This is a genomic window from Sphingobium sp. DEHP117 (assembly GCF_030867385.1).
GTDB lineage: Bacteria > Pseudomonadota > Alphaproteobacteria > Sphingomonadales > Sphingomonadaceae > Sphingobium.
This window is the reverse complement of sequence record NZ_JAPFBJ010000002.1, coordinates 620,913-643,263: the sequence shown is the minus strand read 5'-3', so window position 1 is coordinate 643,263 and position 22,351 is coordinate 620,913. Positions and strand designations below refer to the sequence as shown.

Genomic DNA, 22,351 nt, shown 5'->3' with positions numbered 1-22,351 from the left:
TGCGGCTCGACCGGCCTGGGGTTGTGATTCGCGCCAAACTCGCGCATGCGCTCAAGGCCATGGAACTACGCCGCTTTCAGAGCGGCTAGTCCCGGTTTCAAGGAGATTACACGTGTCGGAATTAAGCGGCGCTGACATATTGCTGCAATGCCTGGTCGACCTCGGAGTCGAGGTCGTGTTCGGCTATCCCGGCGGGGCGGTGCTGCCCATTTACGACGCGCTCTATAACCACCCGACCATCAAGCATGTGCTTGTCCGTCACGAACAGGGCGCGACACACATGGCGGAGGGCTATGCCCGTTCCACCGGCAAGCCGGGCGTGGTGCTCGTCACCTCCGGCCCCGGCGCGACCAACGCGATCACCGGCATCACCGACGCACTGATGGATTCGATCCCGATGGTTGTCATCAGCGGGCAGGTCGCCACGCACCTGATCGGCTCGGATGCGTTCCAGGAAGCGGATACCGTTGGCCTCACGCGCCACTGCACCAAGCACAACTATCTGGTGAAGTCGCCGGAGAGGCTCGCGCATATCGTCCACGAGGCGTTTCACATCGCCACCTCTGGCCGCCCCGGCCCGGTCGTCATCGACATTCCGAAGAATGTTCAAGTCGCGACCGCGCCCTATGAGCGGCCGGATCTTTCCAGCCATGTCAGCTATCGCCCGCAGGTGAAGGCCGATCCGGCGTTGATCGAACAGGCAGTGGCGATGATCGCGGCGGCGGAGCGGCCGATCCTTTACACCGGCGGCGGCGTCATCAACGCGGGGCCGGAAGGGTCCACGCTGCTGCGTGAGCTGGCTGCGCTCACCGGCGCGCCCGTCACGTCTACCCTGATGGGCCTCGGCGCGTTTCCGGCGTCTTCGGACCAGTGGCTCGGCATGCTGGGCATGCACGGCACCTATGAAGCGAATATGGCGATGAACAAGGCCGACCTCATCGTCAATATCGGCGCGCGGTTCGACGACCGCGTGACCGGCCGCCTGGATGCGTTCTCGCCGGGATCGAAGAAGATCCACATCGATGTCGATCGCAGCTCGATCAACAAGATCGTGATGACCGACGTCGGCATCGTCGCCGATGCGGCCAGCGCGATGGCGGACCTGATCGCCGCGTGGAAGAAGGCCGGGCACAAGGCAGCCGATCTCGATGAATGGTGGGCGCGCATCGCCGGCTGGCGCGCGCGCAAGAGCCTTGCTTACCCCAACGGCGGGGCGGAGATTATGCCGCAGCAGGCGATCGCCAGCCTGTTCAACGCCACCAAGGGGCGGGACTGCATCATCACGACCGAAGTGGGGCAGCACCAGATGTGGGCGGCGCAGCATTATCATTTCGATGCGCCGAACAAGTGGCTGACTTCCGGTGGACTCGGCACCATGGGCTACGGCTTCCCCGCCGCCATTGGCGCGCAGATGGGCAACCCGGACAGCCTCGTCGTTTGTGTTGCAGGCGATGCCAGCATCCAGATGAACATCCAGGAGCTGGGCACCGCCACGCAATATCGCCTGCCGGTCAAGATCTTCATCCTCAACAACGAGTATATGGGCATGGTCCGCCAGTGGCAGGAGCTGACCTATGAGAGCCGCTATTCGGAAAGCTATTCCGACAGCCTGCCCGATTTCGTGAAGCTTGCCGAGGCGTATGGCTGGACAGGCATCCGCATCGAGGGGCCGCAGGAGCTGGAGGCGGGCATTGCCCAAATGATCGAGACGCCCGGACCGGTGATGGTCGATTGCCGGGTGGCGAAGCTGACCAACTGCTTCCCGATGATCCCGTCCGGCGCGGCGCATACCGAAATGCTGCTCGATCCCAGCCAGATTTCCGGCACACTGGCGGATGAGGCCAAGGCTCTGGTATAGGGGCCCGCCCCGAACCGGAGAACCGCCGATGCCCGAACTTCTGAAACTGCGCGTGCACATCACCGAGCCATGGGATTTCGCACGCCAGAACGAGGGACGGGAGGAGTTGACCGGCTGGACCTATGACCAGGAGATAGACGAGCTGGAGGAGTGGGAGATCGAGCTGGACGCGGGCTATGAGCTGCATGCCGTGGTGCACACGCGCATCCTCGTCAGCGCCCGCTATGTGGGAGAGCATCTGTCCAAGGTGCTGGATGCGATCGTAGGCTTTCCGGTGCGCATCGCCCACCGGATAAACGGCGAATGGCATTATGCGATGGCGGGGATGCTCTCTGTCCGGCGCGAGAAGGAAGAAGAGGTCTGATTGTTTACCGTGATTTCCGAGCCGTGAAATGTGCCATTTCACTCGAAATCACTCTTGATGCGATGGCGGGGATGCTCTCTGTCCGGCGCGAGAAGGAAGAAGAGGTCTGATTGTTTACCGTGATTTCCGAGCCGTGAAATGTGCCATTTCACTCGAAATCACTCTTGATGCGATGGCGGGGATGCTCTCTGTCCGGCGCGAGAAGGAAGAAGAGATATAGAGGTTTAGGGGCAACGCCAAATGCATATCACCGAAGAACTCAGCGAGCGGCATGTCCTCTCGATCACCGTCACCAACGAGGCGGGCATCCTGGCGAAGATCGCCGGGCTGTTCACCGCGCGCGGCTATAATATCGAGAGCCTGACGGTGGCCGACATATCGGACAATCATCAGGTCAGCCGCATCACCATCGTGACCAACGGCCCGCCGCGCGTGATCGACCAGATCATCGCCCAGCTCGACAGGCTGGTGCCCGTCCACAATGTGGCGGATCTGACCGCCAACGGCCCGTTCGTGGAGCGCGAGCTGGCGCTGGTGAAGGTGGCCGGGACAGGCGAGCACCGCATCGAGGCGCTGCGCATCGCAGACATCTTCCGCGCCAAGGTGGTGGACACGACCACGACCAGCTTCATCTTCGAGATCACCGGCCCGACGGACAAGATCAACACCTTCGTCGGCCTGATGCGCGAGCTGGGTCTGGTAGAGGTCGGCCGCACCGGCATCGTCGGCATGGTGCGCGGCAGGGATTGACCCTCCGGGTTTTTCGACCCATAGGCCGGGCGTTTTTCGCAGCCGGGCGCAATTTCAGCATATAATCCGAAGGAAAGTGTCATCATGAAGGTTTATTATGATCGCGATGCCGATCTCGGCATCATCAAGAACAAGAAGATCGCCGTGCTCGGCTATGGCAGCCAGGGCCATGCCCATGCGCAGAACCTGCGCGACAGCGGCGTTGCCGAAGTTGCCATCGCGCTGCGCCCCGGCTCTGCCAGCGCCAAGAAGGCGGAAGGCGCGGGCTTCAAGGTGCTCCCCAATGCAGAGGCCGCCGCATGGGCCGACATCCTGATGATTCTCGCGCCCGACGAGTTTCAGATGGACATCTATAACGCAGATATTCATGCGAACATCCGCCCTGGCGCGGCTTTGGCCTTCGCGCACGGCCTCAACGTGCATTTCGGCCTGATCGAGCCGCGCGCGGACGTAGACGTCATCATGATCGCGCCCAAGGGGCCGGGCCACACCGTCCGCTCCGAATATCAGCGCGGCGGCGGCGTGCCCTGCCTCATCGCGATCCATCAGGACGCGACCGGCAATGCGCACGAAATCGCGCTCGCTTATGCTTCGGGTGTCGGCGGCGGCCGCTCCGGCATCATCGAGACCAACTTCAAGGAAGAGTGCGAGACCGACCTGTTCGGCGAGCAGGCAGTGCTGTGCGGCGGCCTCTCCCATCTCATCATGGCGGGCTTCGAGACGCTGGTCGAGGCCGGCTACGCGCCCGAGATGGCCTATTTCGAGTGCCTCCACGAGACCAAGCTGATCGTCGACCTGATGTATGAGGGCGGCATCGCCAACATGCGCTATTCGATCTCGAACACCGCCGAATATGGTGATTATCACACCGGCCCGCGCGTCATTACCGACGAGACCAAGGCCGAGATGAAGCGCGTGCTGAAGGACATTCAGGAGGGCAAGTTCGTCCAGCGCTTCATGACCGACATCAAGACCGGCTATCCGGAGATGAAAGCAAAGCGCAAGCTGCAGGCCCAGCACCCGATCGAGAAGACCGGCGCCGAACTGCGCGCGATGATGCCATGGATCGGCGCGAACAAGCTGGTGGACAAGGACAAGAACTGAGATTCAGCCCATAGGGGCCTGCGAGCCCTGATTTTCTCCGCTCCGGTGCTCACGTACCCTGAAGTACGCTGCGCTCCAGTGCTCGAAAATCAAACCTCTCGGCTCCATATGGCCTAAATCTCAACAGTATCCACCACTGATCGCAACACACTATACATTCGAGGGGCGCTGCCTATTCTGGCGGCGCCCTTTTTCCTGCCGATGGAGAGTTTTATGCGCGCATTTGTCTTGGCGGTCAGTTTTGTTGCGGCAACGTCGGCAGGAGTCGCCGTCTATGCCCAGATGCCGACGGAAGCCCCCGGAAAGCCCGACCCCGCGCGGGTGACGGGCGGCACCTACGCGGTCGATCCCGGCCATACGCAGGTTGCCTTTCGTTACAATCACATGGGCTTTTCCAACAATTTCGGGCTGATCCCGGCGTCGGGCGGCAGCCTTACGCTTGATCCCAAGGCGCCGGAGAAGGCGCAGGCGACCGTGACTTTCGCCGTGGCAGAGTTGCGCACCAGCGTCCCCAAGCTCGACGAGCATCTGATGAAGGCTGATTTCTTCGATGCGGGGAAATATCCGACAGCGACTTTCCAGTCCACCGCGGTCAAGGTTTCCGGGCAGACCGCCCAGATCACCGGCAAGCTGACGATCAAGGGCATCACCAAGGATGTGACGCTCAACGCCCGCTTCGTCGGCGCGGGGATGAACACGATGATGAAGAAAGATACCATCGGCTTCGATGCCGAGGCGCAGATCAAGCGCAGCGACTTCGGGCTGGGCTATGGCGTGCCGATGGTGGGCGACGATGTGTCCCTCCAGATCACGGCCGCGTTCGAGAAATAGCGGACCAACCCGCCGGCCTCGACAATGCTCCGGCAAATAATACTGGACTTTCTTGACCCTCCGCCTCTATGGCGGAGGCATGGCACGGACCCTGCCCCTGCTGCTTCTACGACTTACACGCCCTTAGGCGTGTCTTTTGCGCTGGCCATCAGGGCCGCGCCACTGCCTAAGGGCCATCAAAACCTCTCGACAGTCGTATCAGGGCGCGTAAAGAGCGCCGCAGATTGCAGGAATATATCATGACCATGCTCGCAGACCCTTCGGTCAAATATCGCCCTTTCCCGCAGGTTGACCTGCCTGATCGCCAATGGCCCGGCCGTACGATCACGCAGCCGCCGATCTGGCTCTCCACCGACATGCGCGACGGCAACCAGTCGCTGATCGACCCGATGAACGCCGAGAAGAAGCAGCGCTTTTTCGAGCTGCTCTGCAAGGTAGGCGTGAAGGAGATCGAGGTCGGCTTCCCTTCGGCGGGCGCGACCGAGTTCGATTTCATCTCCGGCTTGGTGAAAAACGGCCTGATCCCAGACGACGTGACCGTCCAGGTGTTGACGCAGGCCCGCGCGGACCTGATCGCCACCACATTCGAATCCCTGCGCGGCGCGAAGACGGCGATCGTCCATGTCTACAACGCCGTGTCGCCCGCATGGCGGCGCATCGTCTTCGGCATGGAGCGCAGCGAGGTGCGGGATATTGCCATCAACGCGGCGAAGCTGCTGCGTGATCATGCTGCCGCCCAGCCCGATACTGACTGGCGCTTTGAATATTCCCCGGAAACCTTCTCCACCGCCGAGCTGGATTTCAGCCTGGAGTGCTGCGAGGCGGTGATGGACATCCTCCAGCCCACGCCCGAAAAACCGCTGATACTGAACCTGCCCGCGACAGTCGAGGCGGCGACACCCAACATCTACGCCGACCAGATCGAGTGGATGTGCCGCAGTATCTCGCGCCGGGATTCAGTCATAATCTCGCTCCACCCGCATAACGACCGGGGCACCGGCGTTGCGGCGGCAGAGCTGGGGCTGATGGCGGGCGCGGACCGGATCGAGGGCTGCCTGTTCGGCAATGGCGAGCGCACCGGCAACTGCGACATCGTGACGGTCGGCCTCAATCTCTACACGCAGGGCATCCACCCCGGCCTCGATTTCTCGGACATCGACGAGGTGATCCAGACGGTCGAATATTGCAACCAGTTGCCTGTTCATCCGCGCCACCCTTATGCGGGCGAGCTGGTGTTCACCGCCTTTTCGGGCAGCCATCAGGACGCGATCAAGAAGGGTTTCGCCGCGCAGGAAGCGCGCAACGACCAATTGTGGGACGTGCCCTATCTGCCGATCGATCCGGCGGACCTTGGCCGCAACTATGAGGCGGTCATCCGCGTCAACTCGCAGTCAGGCAAGGGCGGCGTCGCCTGGGTGCTGCAGCAAGACAAGGGTTTGAAGCTGCCCAAGCGGATGCAGGCAGATTTCAGCCGCGTGGTGCAGGACATGGCAGACCAGACCAGCCGCGAACTCAATGCCGCGGACATCTGGGACGCGTTCCAGAGCCATTATCGCCTGACCGAGGGCCAGCCAGTGCGGTTGATCGATTATCAGGAGACCGGCCCGGCGGGCGACCGCATTTTCGTCGGCAAGGTGATGATGAACGGCGAGGAGCGCAGCATCTCCGGGCGCGGCAACGGCCTCATCTCGTCCATCCTCGCGGCGTTGCGCGAGGAGCTGGGCGTCGATCTGGAGGTCGTCGACTATAGCGAGCACGCCATCGGCGCGGGCACGGATGTGAACGCCGCCGCCTATGTCGAGTGCAAGACGGCCGACGGCAAAAATATTTTTGGCGTCGGCACGGATGCGGATGTCGCTACGGCATCGGTGCAGGCAGTGGTCTCTGCCGCCAATGCGGTGCTGGCCGCGCGGCAATAAAGGCTTGAGCATGGCTGGTCCGCCGGTTTAGGTCCGGGCATCCGAATATAAGGGGACCCCATGCTCACCACCGCCAGCCTGCAATCCCGCCTCAGCCTGCCGCTGATCGGCTCGCCCATGTTCATCATCTCCGGGCCGGAGCTGGTGATCGCGCAATGCAAGGCGGGCATTGTCGGTGCCTTTCCGGCGCTGAATGCGCGGCCGCAGAGCCAGCTCGACGAGTGGTTGCACCAGATCACCGAGGAACTTGGCGCTTGGGACCGCGATCATCCCGATACGCCTGCCGCTCCGTTCGCGGTCAACCAGATCGTCCACAAGTCCAACAACCGCCTGGAAGACGATCTTGCCACCTGCGCCAAGTGGAAGGTGCCGCTGGTTATCACCTCGCTTGGTGCGCGCGAGGATGTGTACGCTGCGGTCCGCGCCTGGGGCGGTATCACACTGCACGACGTCATCACTGACAGTTTCGCGCGCAAGGCGGTAGAGAAAGGCGCAGATGGGCTTATCGCGGTGGCGGCAGGCGCCGGTGGCCACGCGGGCACCCTCTCCCCGTTGGCGCTCATCCAGGAAATTCGCCAGTGGTTCGACGGCATATTGGCGCTTTCAGGCGCAATTGCCAATGGCCGGTCGGTGCTTGCCGCACGCGCGATGGGGGCGGACCTCGGCTATGCGGGCAGCGTGTTCATCGCGACGGAGGAGTGCCGCGCCTCGCCCGCCTACAAGCAGGGCATTGTCGAGGGACGGGCAAACGACATCATCTATTCCAGCCTGTTTACCGGCGTGCACGGCAATTATCTGCGCGGCTCGATCATCGCGGCGGGCATGGACCCCGACAATCTGCCCGAAGGTGACCCGACGAAGATGGACTTTGGCTCCGGCGGATCGTCAGATGCCAAGGCATGGCGCGATATCTGGGGATCGGGCCAGGGCATCGGCGCTGTCGACAAGGTGGTAAGCGTCGCGGAGGTGGTGGCGCGTTTGAAGCGGGAATATGAGGCGGCAAGGGCCACGCTCTGCGGCTGAATAGATATTACACCATTCCGTCACCCTGACCTCGTTTCAGGGTCCATTCTTCCTCATCACCATCAGTTCGCCTGGGCGAAATGGATGCTGAAACAAGTTCAGCATGACGTCCAAAATGGGTTCGGAGTGATTGGAGTATCGTGCGCAAAAGCCTGTCCAGAGCGTGTCGAAGGGTGGGAACCAGTTTTGCGCCAAAACGATTTGGTAAAACAAAACTTAGAGCGCGCTGACCGATCCAGATTTAACGCAGCGCGCTTGTCTTATGACATTGTGGTCCGTTTGGGCCAGAATGATTTGCCCGATCCGGGGTGGCCACCCCGGATCGGGCGGAAGGGGACGGATCGCGCATCGATGCCGGTCAGCAGGACCGGGTTAGAGTTGGATCGCCCCTTTCTTTTCCATCAGGCCCGAACGGATACCGGGGCTTTCGGCCCGGATGACAAGCATGGGAGCGGAAAAGATGAACTCAGTTCTACCACAAAACATCGGCATCGACATCTCCAAAGCGAGCCTTGATTGCCATGCCCGCCCGGCTGGAATTGGCCGGCAGTTCGCCAATACGAAGAAGGGCTATGCTGCACTGATCAAATGGATCGCACAGTGGCACGTCGAACGCATCGCTTACGAGGCAACCGGCGTCTACCACCGTGCCTTCGAACAGGCTCTGGTGGGCTGTCCGCTCGTGCGGATCAACCCCGAACGCGCGCGGCGATTTGCTCAGGCAACAGGTACGCTTGCCAAGACCGACACGATCGACGCCGCCATGCTCGCGCTGATGGCCGAGGCACTCAAGCCCGCTCCCCGCCCAGAACGAGCACAAAACCTCAACCAGTTGGCCGAACTTGTGAACGCCCGTGATGGCTTGGTGCGCGATCGTACCGCGCTCAAGAACCGCGAAAAGAACCTCACCCTCCCCTTGTTGAAGCGTCAAGCCAAGCAAAGGCTCGAACAGATTGCCCGCCATATCGATGCAATCGATGCCATGGCTCAGAAAATCATCCAGGCCGATCCGGAACTCGTCCGCAAGCAGGAAATCATCGCCAGCATCAGCGGCGTCGGTATCCTCACTGCAGCGCAGCTCATCGCAACCATGCCCGAGCTCGGTAGCCTCGAAAACAAGCAGGCCGCATCGCTCGCCGGCCTCGCCCCCGTCGCAAGGCAGTCAGGGCAATGGAAAGGCAAGTGCTTCATCCGCGGAGGGCGCGCTAACGTCCGACAGGCGCTCTACATGCCGGCCCTCGTCGCCGCCCGCTTCAACCCAGACCTCAGCGCCAAATACAAACAGCTCATCGCCGCCGGAAAACCCGCAAAGGTCGCCATCACAACCGTCATGCGAAAACTCATCGTCACCGCTAACGCTCTCATCAAGGCAGACCGCGTATGGGTCAAATCCCTCCCTTGACCATCACGGATACTCTAAATCTCGACCTGACTGCCCAGCTCCACCACGCGGTTCGTCGGCAGGCGGAAAAACTCCATCGCGCTTTCTGCGTTGCGCAGCATCCAGGCAAACACCTTTTCGCGCCACAGCGCCATGCCGGGCCGGGCGGAGGGCAGCAGCGTCTGGCGCGCGAGGAAGAAGCTGGTGTCCATCATCTTGAAGCTCTGGCCGCAACCCTCGACCCGTTTCAGTGCGGCGGGGACGTCCGGCTCCTGCATGAAGCCGTAATGCAGCACGAGGCGGAAGAACCCGCGCCCAAGGTCCTCCAGCTGGCAGCGGGTATCGTCCTGCACCACCGGCACGTCGGCGATCTTCACGGTGAGGAGAATCACACGCTCGTGCAGAACCTTGTTGTGCTTGAGGTTGTGGAGCAGCGCGTGCGGTACGCCGTCTGCCGTTGAGGTCATGAACACCGCCGTCCCCGGCACGCGCACCGCGCTGTTGGCGGCAGACGCCACGAACACCGGGATCGGCATGGCCGATTCGCGCATCCGCTCGATCATCAGCTTGCGCCCGCGCGACCATGTGGTGAGCAGGGTGAAGACGATCAGGCCGATGAGCAGCGGGAACCAGCCGCCATCCGGAATTTTGGTAAGATTGGCGGCGAGGTAGGCGCCATCGACGATATAGAACACCGAGAGCAACGCCGCCGCGCCGCTCCAGTGCCATTTCCACAGGCGGAACAGCACCACGGTCAGCAACACGTTGTCGATAAACATCGCGCCGGTGACGGCAATGCCATAGGCGGCGGTGAGGTTGGACGATGTGCGGAACGAAAGCACCAGGATGATGACCATGGTCATCAGGCCCCAGTTGATGAGCGGGATATAGATCTGCCCGGCTGTCGACGCGCTGGTATGCGCGATGCGCAGGCGCGGCATGAAACCGAGCTGGATCGCCTGCTGGGTGACGGAGAATGCACCCGATATCACCGCCTGAGAGGCGATGATTGCGGCCAGCGTCGCGATGCCGATCAGCGGCAGCTGGAAATAGACGGGCGCCAGATTGTAGAACGGACTTTCAAGCGCGGCATAGCCCTCGCGCGTCAGCAGCGCACCCTGGCCCATATAGTTGAGCATCAAGGCAGGCAGCACGAACACCAGCCACGAAACGCGGATCGGGTTACGGCCGAAATGCCCCATGTCGGCGTAGAGCGCCTCCGCGCCCGTCACCGCCAGTACGACGGAGCCAAGCGCCAGAAACGCGGGCAGAGGGTCCGTTAGAAAAAACATTACCGCCCAATAGGGGTTCAGGGCCATGATGATGTGCGGGGTCGCCATGATGCTGATCACCCCAAGCGTAGCGATGGTCAGGAAATAGACCAGCATGATCGGCCCGAACAATGCCGCCACCCTGCTCGTGCCCCCGCTCTGGATGGCGAACAGGCCTACGAGGATCGTGACGGCGGCAGGGAGGATCAACGGCGCGAGGCCGGGGTTATATACCGCCAGACCTTCCACGGCAGAAAGCACCGACACCGCAGGCGTAATCATCGAATCGCCATAGAACAGCGCAGTGGCAAACACGCCGAGCAGGACGATGCCGGTGGTCCAGCGCCTGCCCTCGCTGTTGCGATTGATGAGCGCGAGCAAGGCGAGGCTGCCGCCCTCGCCCTTGTTGTCCGCCCGCATGATGATGCTGACATATTTCAGCGTCACGACCATCATCATCGACCAGAACATCAGGCTGATCACGCCGTAGATATGGTCCGCATCGAGTGCGAGAGGGTGATGTCCCGCGAATGTTTCACGGAAGGCGTAGAGCGGGCTGGTGCCGATGTCTCCGAAGACAATGCCGATGGCGCCGACGGCAAGTTTGACGATGCCGTCACTGCCGTGGGAATGCGCGGTGGAATGGGATAGCGCGGCCGCGGACTGTTCGCTCGCCGTGCTGCTGTCTTCAGCCATATGCAAATGCCTTTGCAGGTCTCCGGGCGACCGATCGCGGGGCGTTAGCACAGCATATAGTGCGGTGCAATAAACGTAATGCTAACGCCGGGATCACGGCTGTTGTCCGCCCTCCGCGGCCATCAGGCTGTCGAGCCGGGCAATATTCGCAGCGAGCATGGCATGGAGAGGCGACTGCGCAGGCACACGCGCCTGCAATGCGGCCCAGATCTGGCGCGCGGCGTCATACTGCCCCGCCTGCGCCAGCGCGAGCCCATGGAAATAAGGCGCAGCGGAATTGCCGGGCGCGAGGCGCTCTGCCTGGGCATAGCTGAACTGCGCGGCGGGGGGGAAGGCGCCATCCGCCTTGTAGATCAGCATGTTGCCGAGCGCGACCCAGAGATTGGCGTTGTCCGGGTTCGCCTTGAGGCCGGCGACCAGCGCGTTCGCGGCATCTTCATAATTGCCCTGGCGGGCAAGGCCGTCAGACATGGTGATCCACAGCCCGGCCTTGTTATCCGTGCCGGAAAACGCGTTGCGCAGCTTGGCCAGGTCTTCGTCATAGCGCGGCACGGTTTGCCCCGGCGCGCGCGGATCGCCGTTAAGCGAGGGGCTGCCCTGCCATGCATATCCTGCCGCAGCCAGCAACAGCGCCGAGCCGACCAGCTCCCACACCACGCGCGGCATGCGGGCGAGCACGAGGCCGATCGCCACACTCGCGGCCAGCAATACGAATAGCGCCCAGCCCATCACGCGTTCCTCCGCCTGCGCCGGATGCGCCCGAGCACCAAAACTCCGCCGCCCGCCAGCAGCAGGATCGGCGCCGCCCATAAAGGCCAGGTGATCGGCTCGGCGGTGGGGCGATAGCTGATCCAGTCGCCATAACGCTCGATCAGCCAGGCGCGAATCTGCTCCGGCTGCTCGCCCGCGGCAATACGCACGCGGATTTCGGAGCGGAGGTCCGCCGCCATGCTCGCGTCGCTGTCCGCGATCGACTGGCTCTGGCAGGTGACGCAGCGGATGGTGAGCATCAGCTCATGCGCCTTGCGCTCCTGCGCCGGGTCAGCGAGTTGCTGGTTGGCATAGGGGGCAGGCGGCAGCGCAGTCTGCGCCGTCAGCGGAGCGGCGAAAGCCAGCGCCAGCAGGAAAACCAGCCGCCGCATCAGCGCGCCTCCTGCCAAATGCGCAATATCGTCTCCACATCGTCGGCCCGGATGTCGCCGATATGCTGGTGCAAGATGCGCCCGTCGCCACCGATGACGAAGGTTTCCGGCACGCCGGAGCTTCCCAGCGCCAGCTGCACCGAGGAACGCGCATCAAGCCCGATATGTGCAAACGGATTGCCATGGCGCGCGAGGAAACGGTCCACATCCGCACGCGCATCACGAATGGCGATGCCGTCAATCGGCACACCCGCTTGGCGAAGTGCCATGAGTTGCGGCGCTTCGGCGGCACAGGGCACGCACCAGCTCGCGAAGATGTTGAGCAGTCGCGGCTTGCCGGTTGCAAACTGGCGGCTGTCGAGCGCCGGGCGATCCGATGCGGCGGCGGGAAGGGAGAAAGCGGGCAGCGGCTTGCCGACCATGCGCGAGGGGATGACATGCTCCTCCGGCCATAGCAGGCGCCCTGCGAACAGCAGCGCCAGTGCCATGAAAACCACCAAGGGCGCCCATGTCAGCCAGCGGCCCTTCATGCCGGTTGCTCCGCGTTGCGACGGCGCAGTTTCAACATCCAGCCGCGCCGCTCGCGCCCGATCAGCGTCAGCGCACCCCCGGCCGCGATCATCAGCCCGCCGAGCCAGATCAGGGTGACGAACGGCTTCCACCAGATGCGCATCTGCCAGCGCCCATCGTCCAGCGCCTCGCCCAGCACGACGTACAGCTGCCCATCCCAGCGGGTAAGAATAGCCGATTCACTGGTCGTGGTGGGCGGGCTGGAGAAAAAGCGGCTCTGCGGATGGAGCATGATGTCCTCTCCGCCCCGGCTCGCGGCCATATCGGCCTGCATCGCTACCCAGTTCGGCCCGGCCAGGGGCATGGCACGGTCGAACCGGATGCGCCAGCCCGCCGCCTCCACGCTCTCGCCCGGCTTCATCGCCACCAGTCTCTCGGTGGTGAAGGCGCTCTCCGCCGCCATGCCTCCCAACGAGACCGCGCAGCCGAGGTGCGCCAGCACCATGCCGTAAGTGAACAGGGGCGTGCGCCGCAGATTGCGCTTGGTGAGCGGGATCAGGCTGGCAAGCGCCACGCCCGCCGCCACGACCAGGCCGAGATAGGGCAAAACGCCGATCCTGCCCCACGCCGCCACGCCGAGCGCGGCTGCCATTCCGATCATCACCCCGGCCGGCCACAGCAGCCTTCCCGCGACCACGCCCGGCTCATCGCGCCGCCAGCGCACCAGCGGCCCCACCGCCATAGCCAGCATCAGCGCGAGCGCGAGCGGCCCCGCCACCGCGTTGAAATAGGGCGGGCCGACCGAAATCTTGTGGCCGAAGGCTTCGGCCATCAGCGGATAGAGCGTGCCGACCAGCACTACGCCGAGAATGACCGTGAGCAACAGGTTGTTGACGACGAGCAGCGCCTCGCGGCTCACCGCCTCGAACTGGCGCCCTTCGCGCACCGTGCCGACGCGCAGGCCGAACAGCGCCAGCGCGCCGCCGATATAGAGCAGCAGCAGCACGAGGATGAAGCTGCCCCGCTCCGGGTCCACCGCGAAGGCGTGCACGCTGGTGAGGATGCCCGAACGCACGAGGAAGGTGCCGACCATAGACATCGAGAAGGCGACGACGGCGAGCATCACCGTCCACGCCCGCAAGGCGTCGCGCGTCGCCAGTACCGTTACCGAGTGCAGCAGCGCGGTGGCGGCGAGCCATGGCATCAGCGATGCGTTCTCCACCGGGTCCCAGAACCACCAGCCGCCCCAGCCCAGCTCATAATAGGCCCAATAGCTGCCCGCCGTGATGCCGATGGTGAGCAGCACCCATGCGCCCAGCACCCAAGGGCGCATCGCGCGGGCGAAGGCGGCGTCGACCGTGCGCGTCAACAGCGCGCCGACCGCGAACGAGAACGCCACCGAGAGGCCGACATAGCCGAGATAGAGCGTCGGCGGATGAAAGGCGAGGCCGGGGTCTTGCAACAACGGGTTCAGCCCCTGCCCGTCCGGCGCGGCAGGGTCGAGCCGCGCGAACGGGTTGGACGCGAACAGCAGGAACGCGTAAAAACCCAGCGAAATCGCTGCCTGCGCGCCCAAGGTCGCCATATGCGTTGCGCGCTTCAATGTCCGTTCCAGCAGCGCAACCAGCGCGCCAGCCAGCCCCATCACCGTCACCCACAGCAGCATAGAGCCTTCGTGATTGCCCCATGTCCCCGCGAACTTGTAAAGCCACGGCTTGGCGCTGTGGCTGTTCATCGCGACCAGCAGCACGGACATGTCAGAGCGCAGGAACAGTGCAATCAGGGCGGCAAAGGACAGGGCGCACAACGCCGCCTGCGCCACCGCGACCGGGCGCACTCCGCTGAGCAGCTCGGCCCGCGCCCGCCCCAGCCCCAGCGCGGCGAGCACGAGCTGCAACAGCGCCAGCCCCGCCGCCAGCCACAGCGCCGCAAGGCCCAGTTCGGCGATCACCGCGCTTTCTCTTTTATGAAACCGTCATGCTGAACTCGTTTCAGCATCCATCGCGCCTCAGGCAGCCATGCTCCAAGAATAGACATGGACCCTGACCCGTAAGAGCGGCGAAGCCAAACCAGTTCAGGGTGACGATAGGGGATGATGGCACCACCGATCACGGCTTGGCCGCCCCGGTCACCTTGTGGGTCTTGGGATCGTAGCTCATGCCTTCCATCTCGCGCGGCATATAGCGTTCGTCATGCTTGGCGAGCAGGTTGTCGGCGATGAAGGTGCCCTGCGCGTCGAACTTGCCTTCCGCGACCACGCCGGACCCCTCGCGAAACAGATCGGGCGCGATGCCGGTGAAGCGGACCGGCACGGTCGCCTTGCCATCCGACACAGTGAAGGTTTTCGTCACGCCGTCGGGCGCGTGGGCGAGGCTGCCCGCCACCACCATGCCGCCCAGCCGCACGGCCTTGCCCGGCGTGAACCCTTTTGCCTTCACATCTGCGGGCACATAGAAATAGGCGGCCTCGTCTTTCAAGGCAGAGGCAGCGAGCAAGCCCGCGCCGATGATCGCCACCAGCGCAATGAGCACGAGGATCAGCCGCTGATGCTTGGACTTCAACGCCATTTCAGCGATCCCGCCGCATCGCGTCCGCGCGCGCCTCGGCCGCACGCATCGCACGCCAGCTGCCCCAGCTGAGGCCAAGCACGCCCAGCGCCGTGATCAGATAGGCAGCGATGATGAACGGCCAGTGGTTCATGACGTCATGCCGCCTCCCGCGCCAAGCGCGCCATCCGCGCCTCGACCTTGTTCTGCGCCAATATGCTGCGCATCCGCATCAGCACGATCGCGCCGAACCACAGCGAGAAGCCGATCACCGTCAAGCCCAGCGGCCACAGGATCGCGCTGTCTATGCTGGACCCCCGCATGGTGATGCTCGGCCCCTGATGCAGGCTGTTCCACCACACCACGCTGCGATTGATGATCGGCAGGTTGACCGCGCCGACCAGCGCGAAGATCGCCGTCACGCGCGAAACGCCACCATTCTCGCCGATGCCGCCTGGCTGCTCGGCGCTGGCGCGGGCAAGCGCGATATAGCCGAAATAGAGGAACAGCAGCACCAGCATGCTCGTCATCCGCCCGTCCCACTCCCACCAGGTGCCCCAGGTGGGCCTGCCCCAGATCGATCCGGTGGCGAGGCAGATGGCGGTGAACAGCGCGCCCGGCACCGCGATGGCGCGCCCGGCGACTCCGGCGAGCGGGTGCCGCCACACGATCTGCATCAGCGCGGCAATCGCGAGGCCGGTCCAGCCGCCCATGCCGAGCCAGGCGGCAGGCACATGGATGTAAAGAATGCGCACCGATTCGCCCTGTAGATAGTCCGCTGGTGTGACGAACAGGCCGCATCCGGCACCGACCAGAATAAGAGCAAGACCGCCCCAAAACAGCCACGGCGTCAGCACCTTGGCGAGGGAGAGAAACTTCGCAGGATTCGCGAATGCGTGCATTGCGCGCCTCTTTAGCGGGCCGGATCGCCCCTGACTAGGCTCCCTTCGACCCATATGCCCCCGCGCAACCCAAAATGTGACACCGTCAAGACAATCAGGGGGGCGACAAAGGGGATGGATGCTCCTATATGCCCGCAGACAGTCGCTCACACAGCTCAAACAGGCAATTGCACGGAACCGCGCGGACCTATGCTGACAACGCATCCTTTCGACGATGACAAGCTGCGCGAGGAGTGTGGCATTTTCGGTGTCTCCGGCGCCACAACCGCTTCGGCCATGGTCGCACTCGGCCTCCATGCGCTCCAGCATCGCGGGCAGGAAGCGGCAGGCATCACCAGCTGGGATGGGCACGAGTTCCACACCAAGCGCGCGATGGGCCATGTCGCCGGCAATTTTGACAATGACGAGGCGATTCGCGCCCTGCCCGGCAATGTGGCGTGCGGCCATGTGCGTTATTCCACCACGGGCGAGACCTCGCTGCGCAACGTCCAGCCGCTCTATGCCGAGCTGTCGACCGGCGGCTTCGCGGTGGCGCACAACGGCAATATCTCCAACGCGATGAAGCTGCGGCGTGAGCTGATTCGCCGTGGCTCGATCTTTCAGTCGACTTCCGACACCGAAGTCATCATCCACCTCGTCGCTACGTCCAGCTATCGCACCCTGCTCGACCGGTTCATCGATGCGCTGAAGCAGGTGGAGGGCGCCTATTCGCTCATCTGCATGACGGCGGAGGGCATGATCGCCTGCCGCGATCCGCTCGGCATCCGCCCGCTGGTGATGGGCCGGCTGGGCGACGCGGTGATTTTCGCGTCGGAAACCGTGGCGTTCGATGTCGTCGGCGCGGAATATATCCGCCAGGTAGAACCGGGGGAGCTGATCGTGGTGCCGCACGGCTCCAGCGCGGAGCAGATCCGCAGCCACCGCCCCTTTGGCGAGGTTCACCCCCGCCCATGCATCTTCGAGCATGTCTATTTCTCGCGCCCCGATTCGATCGTGGACGGCAGCAGCGTCTATTCGGTGCGCAAGGCGATCGGCGCGCAGCTGGCGCAGGAAAACCCGGTCGAGGCCGATTATGTGATCCCGGTACCCGATTCGGGCGTGCCCGCCGCGATTGGCTATGCCCAGCAATCGGGCATCCCGTTCGAGCTGGGGATCATCCGCTCTCACTATATCGGCCGCACCTTCATCCAGCCGGGCGATCAGGTCCGCCACCTTGGCGTCAAGCTGAAGCACAATGCCAACCGCGCGCTGATTGACGGCAAGCGCATCGTCCTGATCGACGACAGCATCGTGCGCGGCACGACCTCGCTCAAGATCGTGCAGATGATGCGCGAGGCGGGCGCGAAGGAAGTGCATATGCGCATCGCCAGCCCACCAACGCGGCATAGCTGCTTCTACGGCGTCGATACGCCGGAACGCACCAAGCTGCTCGCCCATAAGCTCGACATCGGCGGGATGCGCGACTTCATCCACGCGGACAGCCTCTCCTTCCTCTCGATCGACGGCCTGTACAAGGCGCTGGGCGAGGCAAAACGCGCCGATATCCGCCCGCAATATTGCGATGCCTGCTTCACCGGCGATTATCCCACCTCGCTCACCGATCAGGACGAGGCCGAGGTGCGCGACCAGCTTGAGCTGCTTTCCGAGCGGGTGGTCTGACACATATGGCCGACGCGAACGTTAAGCCGCTTGCCGGCAGCCTGGCCCTCGTCACCGGCGCGAGCCGGGGGATCGGCGCGGAAGCTGCCGTGGCACTGGGCCGGGCCGGCGCGCATGTAATCCTCGTCGCGCGCACGGCCGCCGGGCTGGAGGAGGTCGAGGCGCGCATCCATGATGCGGGCGGCTCCGCCACCATCGCGCCGCTGGACCTGATCGACGGCGAAAGCATCGGCCGGCTGGCGACCGCGATTGCCGGGCGCTGGAACGCGCTCGACATTCTTGTGCTGAACGCTGCGCAACTGGGCAGCCTCGCCTCGGTCCCCGCGATCGACACCAAGGAATTCGCGAAGATAATGACCCTCAACATCAGCGCAAACCAGGCGCTGATCGCCGCGTTCGACCCGTTGCTGCGCCAGTCGCCCGATGCGCGCGTGCTGGCGATCACCAGCAGCGTAGCGCGCACTGCCCGCCCCTATTGGGGCGCCTATGCGGCGACCAAGGCGGCGCTGGAGGCGCTGGTGCTGGCCTATGGCGAGGAAGTGAAGAACATCTCCGCTATCCGCACCCACATCGTCGACCCGGGCGCGACGCGCACCGCCATGCGCGCCAAGGCCTTCCCCGGTGAAGACCCGCAGACGGTGAAAGCGCCGGAAGTCGTTGCGGAAGGGATTTTGGCCCTCGTGACGCGCAACGCACCCAACGGCGAGCGAATTCGCGTCGAAGCCTAAAAGCGATAGCCGAGGCCGACGCCGCCCACCCACTGGTTGCCGGTTTCGAGATTGCGCAGCGCCGATGGGTCCGCGCGATGGCCATAGCCGGTCATCCCGAACAGCGACCAGCCGTCCAACACGGGTCCGCTCAGCGAGGCGGAGGTCACGACTCCCACTTCGAGCCGCGCGAAGCCCGCCTTGCCGCCGCCCACTGTGGCATAGGTATCAAATCCTTCGCGCTCGAGCGGACGCAGATCGAGGTCGAGATAATAAGCGCCGTTGCGCTTCACCACGCCCGCTATCGGGAAGGCGGCGGACGGTCGTTGGGGCAAGCCGCCTATCGAGTCCGGCAGCTTCGGCACGTGGGTGGGGCGCAGATCCGGTCCGTCTGCCACGGGCCGTGCGAGCGCGGGAGCGAAACCCCCGGTCAGCGCCAGCAGCGGCGGCGCGGCCATCCAGAGTGCCGTGGGGCGCATGATGCAGGTGATGCTGCGCCGATATCGTTACCATTTCGCTGCGAAACAGGGTTAGCGGCTCGGAAGCCCTTCAATCCGCGTGCTGCCGCTCCACCGTCACATGCACGAAACGCGGCAGCGCGTGGATCGCGGCGCGGATCGCCTGCGCGTCGCCCGCCTCGCCCGCCAGGCTGACTATGGCGGCGTGCGCATGCGGGCCGAGGCGCCAGGCGTGCAGGTCTGCGATGACGCCGCCCGCTTCCGCTACGATCCGCCGGATCGCGGCGGCATGCTCCGGCTCGGCCGTATCGAGCAGGATCATCGAGGCATCGCGCATCAGCCCCCAGGCCCAGCGCAGGATGATGAGCGCGCCCGCAATGCCGATCAGCGGATCGAGCCAGAGCCAGCCAAGATATCGCCCGGCCAGCAGCGCCGCGATCGCCGCCACGGAGGTCAGCGCATCGGCCAGCACATGGAGATAGGCCGCGCGCAGGTTGGTATCGGCATGTGCGTGGTGATGATTATGGTCGTGGTGATGCCGCTCCATCAGCATCCAGGCGCTCACCAGATTCACCGCAAGGCCGATGGCGGCTACCAGCAGCGCGTCGTTGAAGTGGATCGCGCGCATGTTGAACAGCCGCAGCGCCGATTCCACCGCGATGCCCAGCGCCGCCACTGCCAGCAGGATCGCCGAGGCGAAACCCGCCAGATCCCCCACCTTCCCGGTGCCGAAGGTGAAGCGGGCGTTGCGCGCGTGGCGCCGGGCGAAGGCATAGGCAAGCCCCGCGATCGCCAGCGCGCCCGCATGCGTCGCCATGTGAAATCCGTCCGCCAGCAGCGCCATCGATCCGGTCAGCCAGCCCGCCGCTATCTCCACCATCATCGTCACCAGCGTGAGCGCGATCACCCAGTGCGTGCGCCGCGCGTTGCGATCATGCATCTGCGGCAAATAGATATGATCGTAGTAATGACGATGCTCTTCGGGGGGCGCGGCGCTCATGGGGCACTGCCTACGCCTCATGCCGTATTGACGTCAATCTGTCGCACAGGCTTGTCTCCCCGCGCGGCTATGCGCATAAGGGCGGCCATGCAAGCTGTGGTGAGACCGGCCCGCGCATGACAGCGCCTCTCGAACCGCGCCCGGAGGGTAAGCGCGCGCTCATTGTCGGCACGGGGCTGGGCGGACTGGCGCTCGGCATCCGCCTGCAATCGGCCGGCGTTTCCACCACGATCCTGGAGGCGCGCGAGCGGCCTGGCGGCTGCGCGAGCTGGCACACGCATCTTGGCTTCACGTTCGACCGCGGGCCGGTGGCGATCACCGACCCGGACAGCTTCGCCGAGCTGTGGCGGCTTTCCGGGCAGGATATGGCGGCCGATGTGACGCTGGAGCCGGTTGCGCCGTTCTGGCGATTAAGCTGGCCCGATGGCGCATCGATGGATCTTGGCGCGGATGACGCGGCCCTCCGGCAGGAGATCGCGCGCATCGACAGCCGCGACATTGCTGGCGGCCAGCGATTGCTCGATTATGGCGCGGAAGCGGTGCGCGAGGGGCTGACAAAACTGGGCGGGTCGCGTTTTCCCGACGCCCGCGCGATGGCACGGGTACTGCCCGCGATCCTCCAGCATCAGGGCTGGCGTTCCGCTTATGGGCTGGCGGCCAGCATGGTCGGCCATGAGCGGCTGCGGCAGGCCTTTTCCTTCGCAACGCTGTTCTCCGGCGGCAATCCGATGGCGGTGAGCGCGCTGCATGGCTGGCGTCACCGGCTGGAGCGCGACACCGGACTATGGCACCCAAGCGGCGGCATGAACCGGCTGATCATGGGCATGGTGGCGCTGTTCGAGCGGATTGGCGGCACGATCCGCCTCGGCGATCCTGTCGCGCGCATAGAGATGATGGGCGACCGCGCCACAGGTGTCGTGACGCAGGGCGGCTGGCGCGACGACGCTGACATGATCGCCAGCAATGCGGACCTGATGCACAGCTATCGCGATTTGCTGGGCCAGCATCCGCTGGGGCCAAGGCAGGCCGGGAAGCTGACGCGCAAGATATGGTCCCCTGCGCTCTTCGCCGTGCATTTCGGTATTCGCGGCACATGGCCGGGCATCCCGCACCGGAGCGTGCTGTTCGGCCCGCGCTATGGGGAGTGGTTGACCGATATATTCCAGCACGGCGTGCTGCCCGCCGACCAGCCAATCTTCCTCATGCATCCCAGCGTGACCGATCCCGGCCTTGCGCCCGAGGGCTGCTCGGTTTTCAGCGCGCTTGTCCCGGTTCCGCATCAGGGCAAGCTGCCGATCAACTGGCAGGAGATGGCGCCGACTCTGACCACCCGCATCCTCGACGAAATCGGACGGCGGCTCATCCCCGATATTCACGCGCGCATCGTCACGCAATTTCATGTCAGCCCGAGCGAACACGCGGCAGATATGCGCGCGCATCTGGGCAGCGCCTTCTCGCTCGCGCCCGTTAGCAGCCAGAGCCTGATGCTGCGCCCCCAGGCGCGCGATGCCGTGGTGCAGAACCTGTTTCTGGTGGGTGCGGGCGCGCATCCCGGCGCGGGCGTGCCGCCGGTTCTGGCTGGCGCGCGGCTGGCAGCGCAGGCGATGTTGGAGGACGGTGCATGAGGAAACTGAAGAGCCTGGCGGTCTATTGCGGGTCATCCGCAGGCAACAGCCCGGCGTTTCTGGAATGCGCGCGTGATGTGGGCGAGCAGCTCGCCCGCTGGGGCGTCGCCATCGTCTATGGCGGCGGCAATGTCGGCATGATGGGAGCACTGGCCGATGGTGCGCTGGGCGCGGGCGGCGAAGTTACGGGCGTGATCCCGGAGGCGCTGGTCCACGCCGAGCTGGCGCATCAGGGCTTGAGCGCATTGCATGTCGTGCCCGATATGCACAGCCGCAAGGCGCTGTTCACCACGCTGGCCGACGGTTTCCTGACGCTCCCCGGCGGGGTGGGCACCATGGACGAACTGTGGGAAGCGATAAGCTGGGCGCAGCTCGGCTATCATGACAAGCCTGTCGGTCTGCTCAATGCGGGGGGATATTATGACGCGCTCATCGCCTTTAACGGCCAGATGGCGGCGAACGGCTTCATCCGCCCACAACATGCGGGTATATTGATAGCACGGGACAACCTGCCCGCGCTTCTCGATGCGATGGAACGCTATGAGCCGCACGAGCCGCTGGTGGGGAAAATATGATCCGAAACAGGCCGCGTTGCGGCGTTTCGG

Annotated in this window: 22 protein-coding genes; 12 read left to right on the top strand and 10 right to left on the bottom strand. The window is 64.2% G+C overall.

The features are described from left to right. The first annotated feature begins 112 nt into the window (after positions 1-112). From OOT33_RS10270 to OOT33_RS10235, 8 genes are all read left to right on the top strand, one after another. Positions 113-1,858, top strand: coding sequence for an acetolactate synthase 3 large subunit (locus tag OOT33_RS10270; RefSeq protein ID WP_307749929.1), 1,746 nt, complete (start codon positions 113-115; stop codon positions 1,856-1,858). A gap of 28 nt (positions 1,859-1,886) precedes the next feature. Next, positions 1,887-2,222: a hypothetical protein gene (locus OOT33_RS10265; RefSeq protein ID WP_307749928.1), complete on the top strand. Its 336-nt coding sequence runs from the start codon at positions 1,887-1,889 to the stop codon at positions 2,220-2,222. Positions 2,223-2,462: 240 nt separating this feature from the next. Further along, positions 2,463-2,972 (top strand): acetolactate synthase small subunit, encoded by a 510-nt coding sequence (gene ilvN, locus OOT33_RS10260; protein WP_307749927.1) that lies wholly within the window; start codon positions 2,463-2,465, stop codon positions 2,970-2,972. 84 nt (positions 2,973-3,056) lie between these two features. Then, positions 3,057-4,076, top strand: coding sequence for a ketol-acid reductoisomerase (ilvC, locus tag OOT33_RS10255; RefSeq protein WP_129404810.1), 1,020 nt, complete (start codon positions 3,057-3,059; stop codon positions 4,074-4,076). Positions 4,077-4,289: 213 nt separating this feature from the next. Then, on the top strand, positions 4,290-4,907 hold the full coding sequence (locus OOT33_RS10250; protein ID WP_307749926.1) for a YceI family protein: 618 nt from the start codon (positions 4,290-4,292) through the stop codon (positions 4,905-4,907). A 245-nt stretch (positions 4,908-5,152) separates the two neighbouring features. Next, positions 5,153-6,826 carry a 2-isopropylmalate synthase gene (gene leuA / locus OOT33_RS10245; RefSeq protein WP_307750359.1) on the top strand — a complete coding sequence of 558 codons (1,674 nt, stop codon included), beginning with the start codon at positions 5,153-5,155 and terminating at the stop codon, positions 6,824-6,826. 60 nt (positions 6,827-6,886) lie between these two features. Then, positions 6,887-7,849, top strand: coding sequence for a nitronate monooxygenase (locus OOT33_RS10240; protein ID WP_307749925.1), 963 nt, complete (start codon positions 6,887-6,889; stop codon positions 7,847-7,849). A gap of 460 nt (positions 7,850-8,309) precedes the next feature. Continuing rightward, positions 8,310-9,251: an IS110 family transposase gene (locus tag OOT33_RS10235; protein WP_307748849.1), complete on the top strand. Its 942-nt coding sequence runs from the start codon at positions 8,310-8,312 to the stop codon at positions 9,249-9,251. A 14-nt stretch (positions 9,252-9,265) separates the two neighbouring features. Here the strand turns inward: OOT33_RS10235 and OOT33_RS10230 are convergent, their stop codons facing one another. From OOT33_RS10230 to ccmC, 8 genes are all read right to left on the bottom strand, one after another. Continuing rightward, positions 9,266-11,197, bottom strand: coding sequence for a KUP/HAK/KT family potassium transporter (locus tag OOT33_RS10230; RefSeq protein ID WP_307749924.1), 1,932 nt, complete (start codon positions 11,195-11,197; stop codon positions 9,266-9,268). Between the two features lie 93 nt (positions 11,198-11,290). Then, on the bottom strand, positions 11,291-11,926 hold the full coding sequence (locus tag OOT33_RS10225; protein ID WP_307749923.1) for a tetratricopeptide repeat protein: 636 nt from the start codon (positions 11,924-11,926) through the stop codon (positions 11,291-11,293). Next, on the bottom strand, positions 11,926-12,339 hold the full coding sequence (locus OOT33_RS10220) for a cytochrome c-type biogenesis protein CcmH (protein WP_307749922.1): 414 nt from the start codon (positions 12,337-12,339) through the stop codon (positions 11,926-11,928). Before OOT33_RS10220 ends, OOT33_RS10225 begins: the two co-directional genes overlap by 1 nt. Continuing rightward, entirely contained in the window at positions 12,339-12,869 is a 531-nt protein-coding gene (locus OOT33_RS10215) for a DsbE family thiol:disulfide interchange protein (protein ID WP_307749921.1), read from the bottom strand. Before OOT33_RS10215 ends, OOT33_RS10220 begins: the two co-directional genes overlap by 1 nt. Next, positions 12,866-14,800 carry a heme lyase CcmF/NrfE family subunit gene (locus OOT33_RS10210; protein WP_307749920.1) on the bottom strand — a complete coding sequence of 645 codons (1,935 nt, stop codon included), beginning with the start codon at positions 14,798-14,800 and terminating at the stop codon, positions 12,866-12,868. Before OOT33_RS10210 ends, OOT33_RS10215 begins: the two co-directional genes overlap by 4 nt. A 157-nt stretch (positions 14,801-14,957) precedes the next feature. Beyond that, complete coding sequence (gene ccmE, locus OOT33_RS10205) at positions 14,958-15,410, bottom strand: cytochrome c maturation protein CcmE (RefSeq protein ID WP_307750358.1); 453 nt, start codon at positions 15,408-15,410, stop codon at positions 14,958-14,960. A gap of 7 nt (positions 15,411-15,417) precedes the next feature. Further along, on the bottom strand, positions 15,418-15,549 hold the full coding sequence (gene ccmD, locus OOT33_RS10200; RefSeq protein ID WP_307749919.1) for a heme exporter protein CcmD: 132 nt from the start codon (positions 15,547-15,549) through the stop codon (positions 15,418-15,420). A 4-nt stretch (positions 15,550-15,553) separates the two neighbouring features. After that, positions 15,554-16,297 (bottom strand): heme ABC transporter permease CcmC, encoded by a 744-nt coding sequence (ccmC, locus tag OOT33_RS10195; protein ID WP_307749918.1) that lies wholly within the window; start codon positions 16,295-16,297, stop codon positions 15,554-15,556. Between the two features lie 189 nt (positions 16,298-16,486). On the opposite strand from ccmC, the gene purF reads away from it, so the two are divergent. Both purF and OOT33_RS10185 read left to right on the top strand, forming a co-directional pair. Continuing rightward, on the top strand, positions 16,487-17,956 hold the full coding sequence (purF, locus tag OOT33_RS10190; protein WP_307749917.1) for an amidophosphoribosyltransferase: 1,470 nt from the start codon (positions 16,487-16,489) through the stop codon (positions 17,954-17,956). A gap of 5 nt (positions 17,957-17,961) precedes the next feature. Continuing rightward, the gene (locus OOT33_RS10185) at positions 17,962-18,684 is read left to right on the top strand and encodes an SDR family NAD(P)-dependent oxidoreductase (RefSeq protein WP_307749916.1); all 723 of its coding nucleotides are present in this window, start codon (positions 17,962-17,964) and stop codon (positions 18,682-18,684) included. On the opposite strand, the gene OOT33_RS10180 is transcribed toward OOT33_RS10185, so the two are convergent. Then, positions 18,681-19,121 (bottom strand): hypothetical protein, encoded by a 441-nt coding sequence (locus OOT33_RS10180; RefSeq protein ID WP_307749915.1) that lies wholly within the window; start codon positions 19,119-19,121, stop codon positions 18,681-18,683. The two genes, OOT33_RS10185 and OOT33_RS10180, sit on opposite strands and share 4 nt — an antisense overlap. A 91-nt stretch (positions 19,122-19,212) precedes the next feature. Then, positions 19,213-20,142, bottom strand: coding sequence for a CDF family Co(II)/Ni(II) efflux transporter DmeF (dmeF, locus tag OOT33_RS10175; protein WP_373690546.1), 930 nt, complete (start codon positions 20,140-20,142; stop codon positions 19,213-19,215). 95 nt (positions 20,143-20,237) lie between these two features. Between dmeF and crtI the strand changes: the two genes are divergently transcribed. Together crtI and OOT33_RS10165 are read left to right on the top strand one after the other, a co-directional pair. After that, positions 20,238-21,746, top strand: coding sequence for a phytoene desaturase family protein (crtI, locus tag OOT33_RS10170; RefSeq protein ID WP_307749913.1), 1,509 nt, complete (start codon positions 20,238-20,240; stop codon positions 21,744-21,746). A 5-nt stretch (positions 21,747-21,751) separates the two neighbouring features. Next, positions 21,752-22,321, top strand: a complete 570-nt coding sequence (locus tag OOT33_RS10165; RefSeq protein WP_307750357.1) for a TIGR00730 family Rossman fold protein — start codon at positions 21,752-21,754, stop codon at positions 22,319-22,321. The last annotated feature ends 30 nt before the right edge of the window (positions 22,322-22,351 follow it).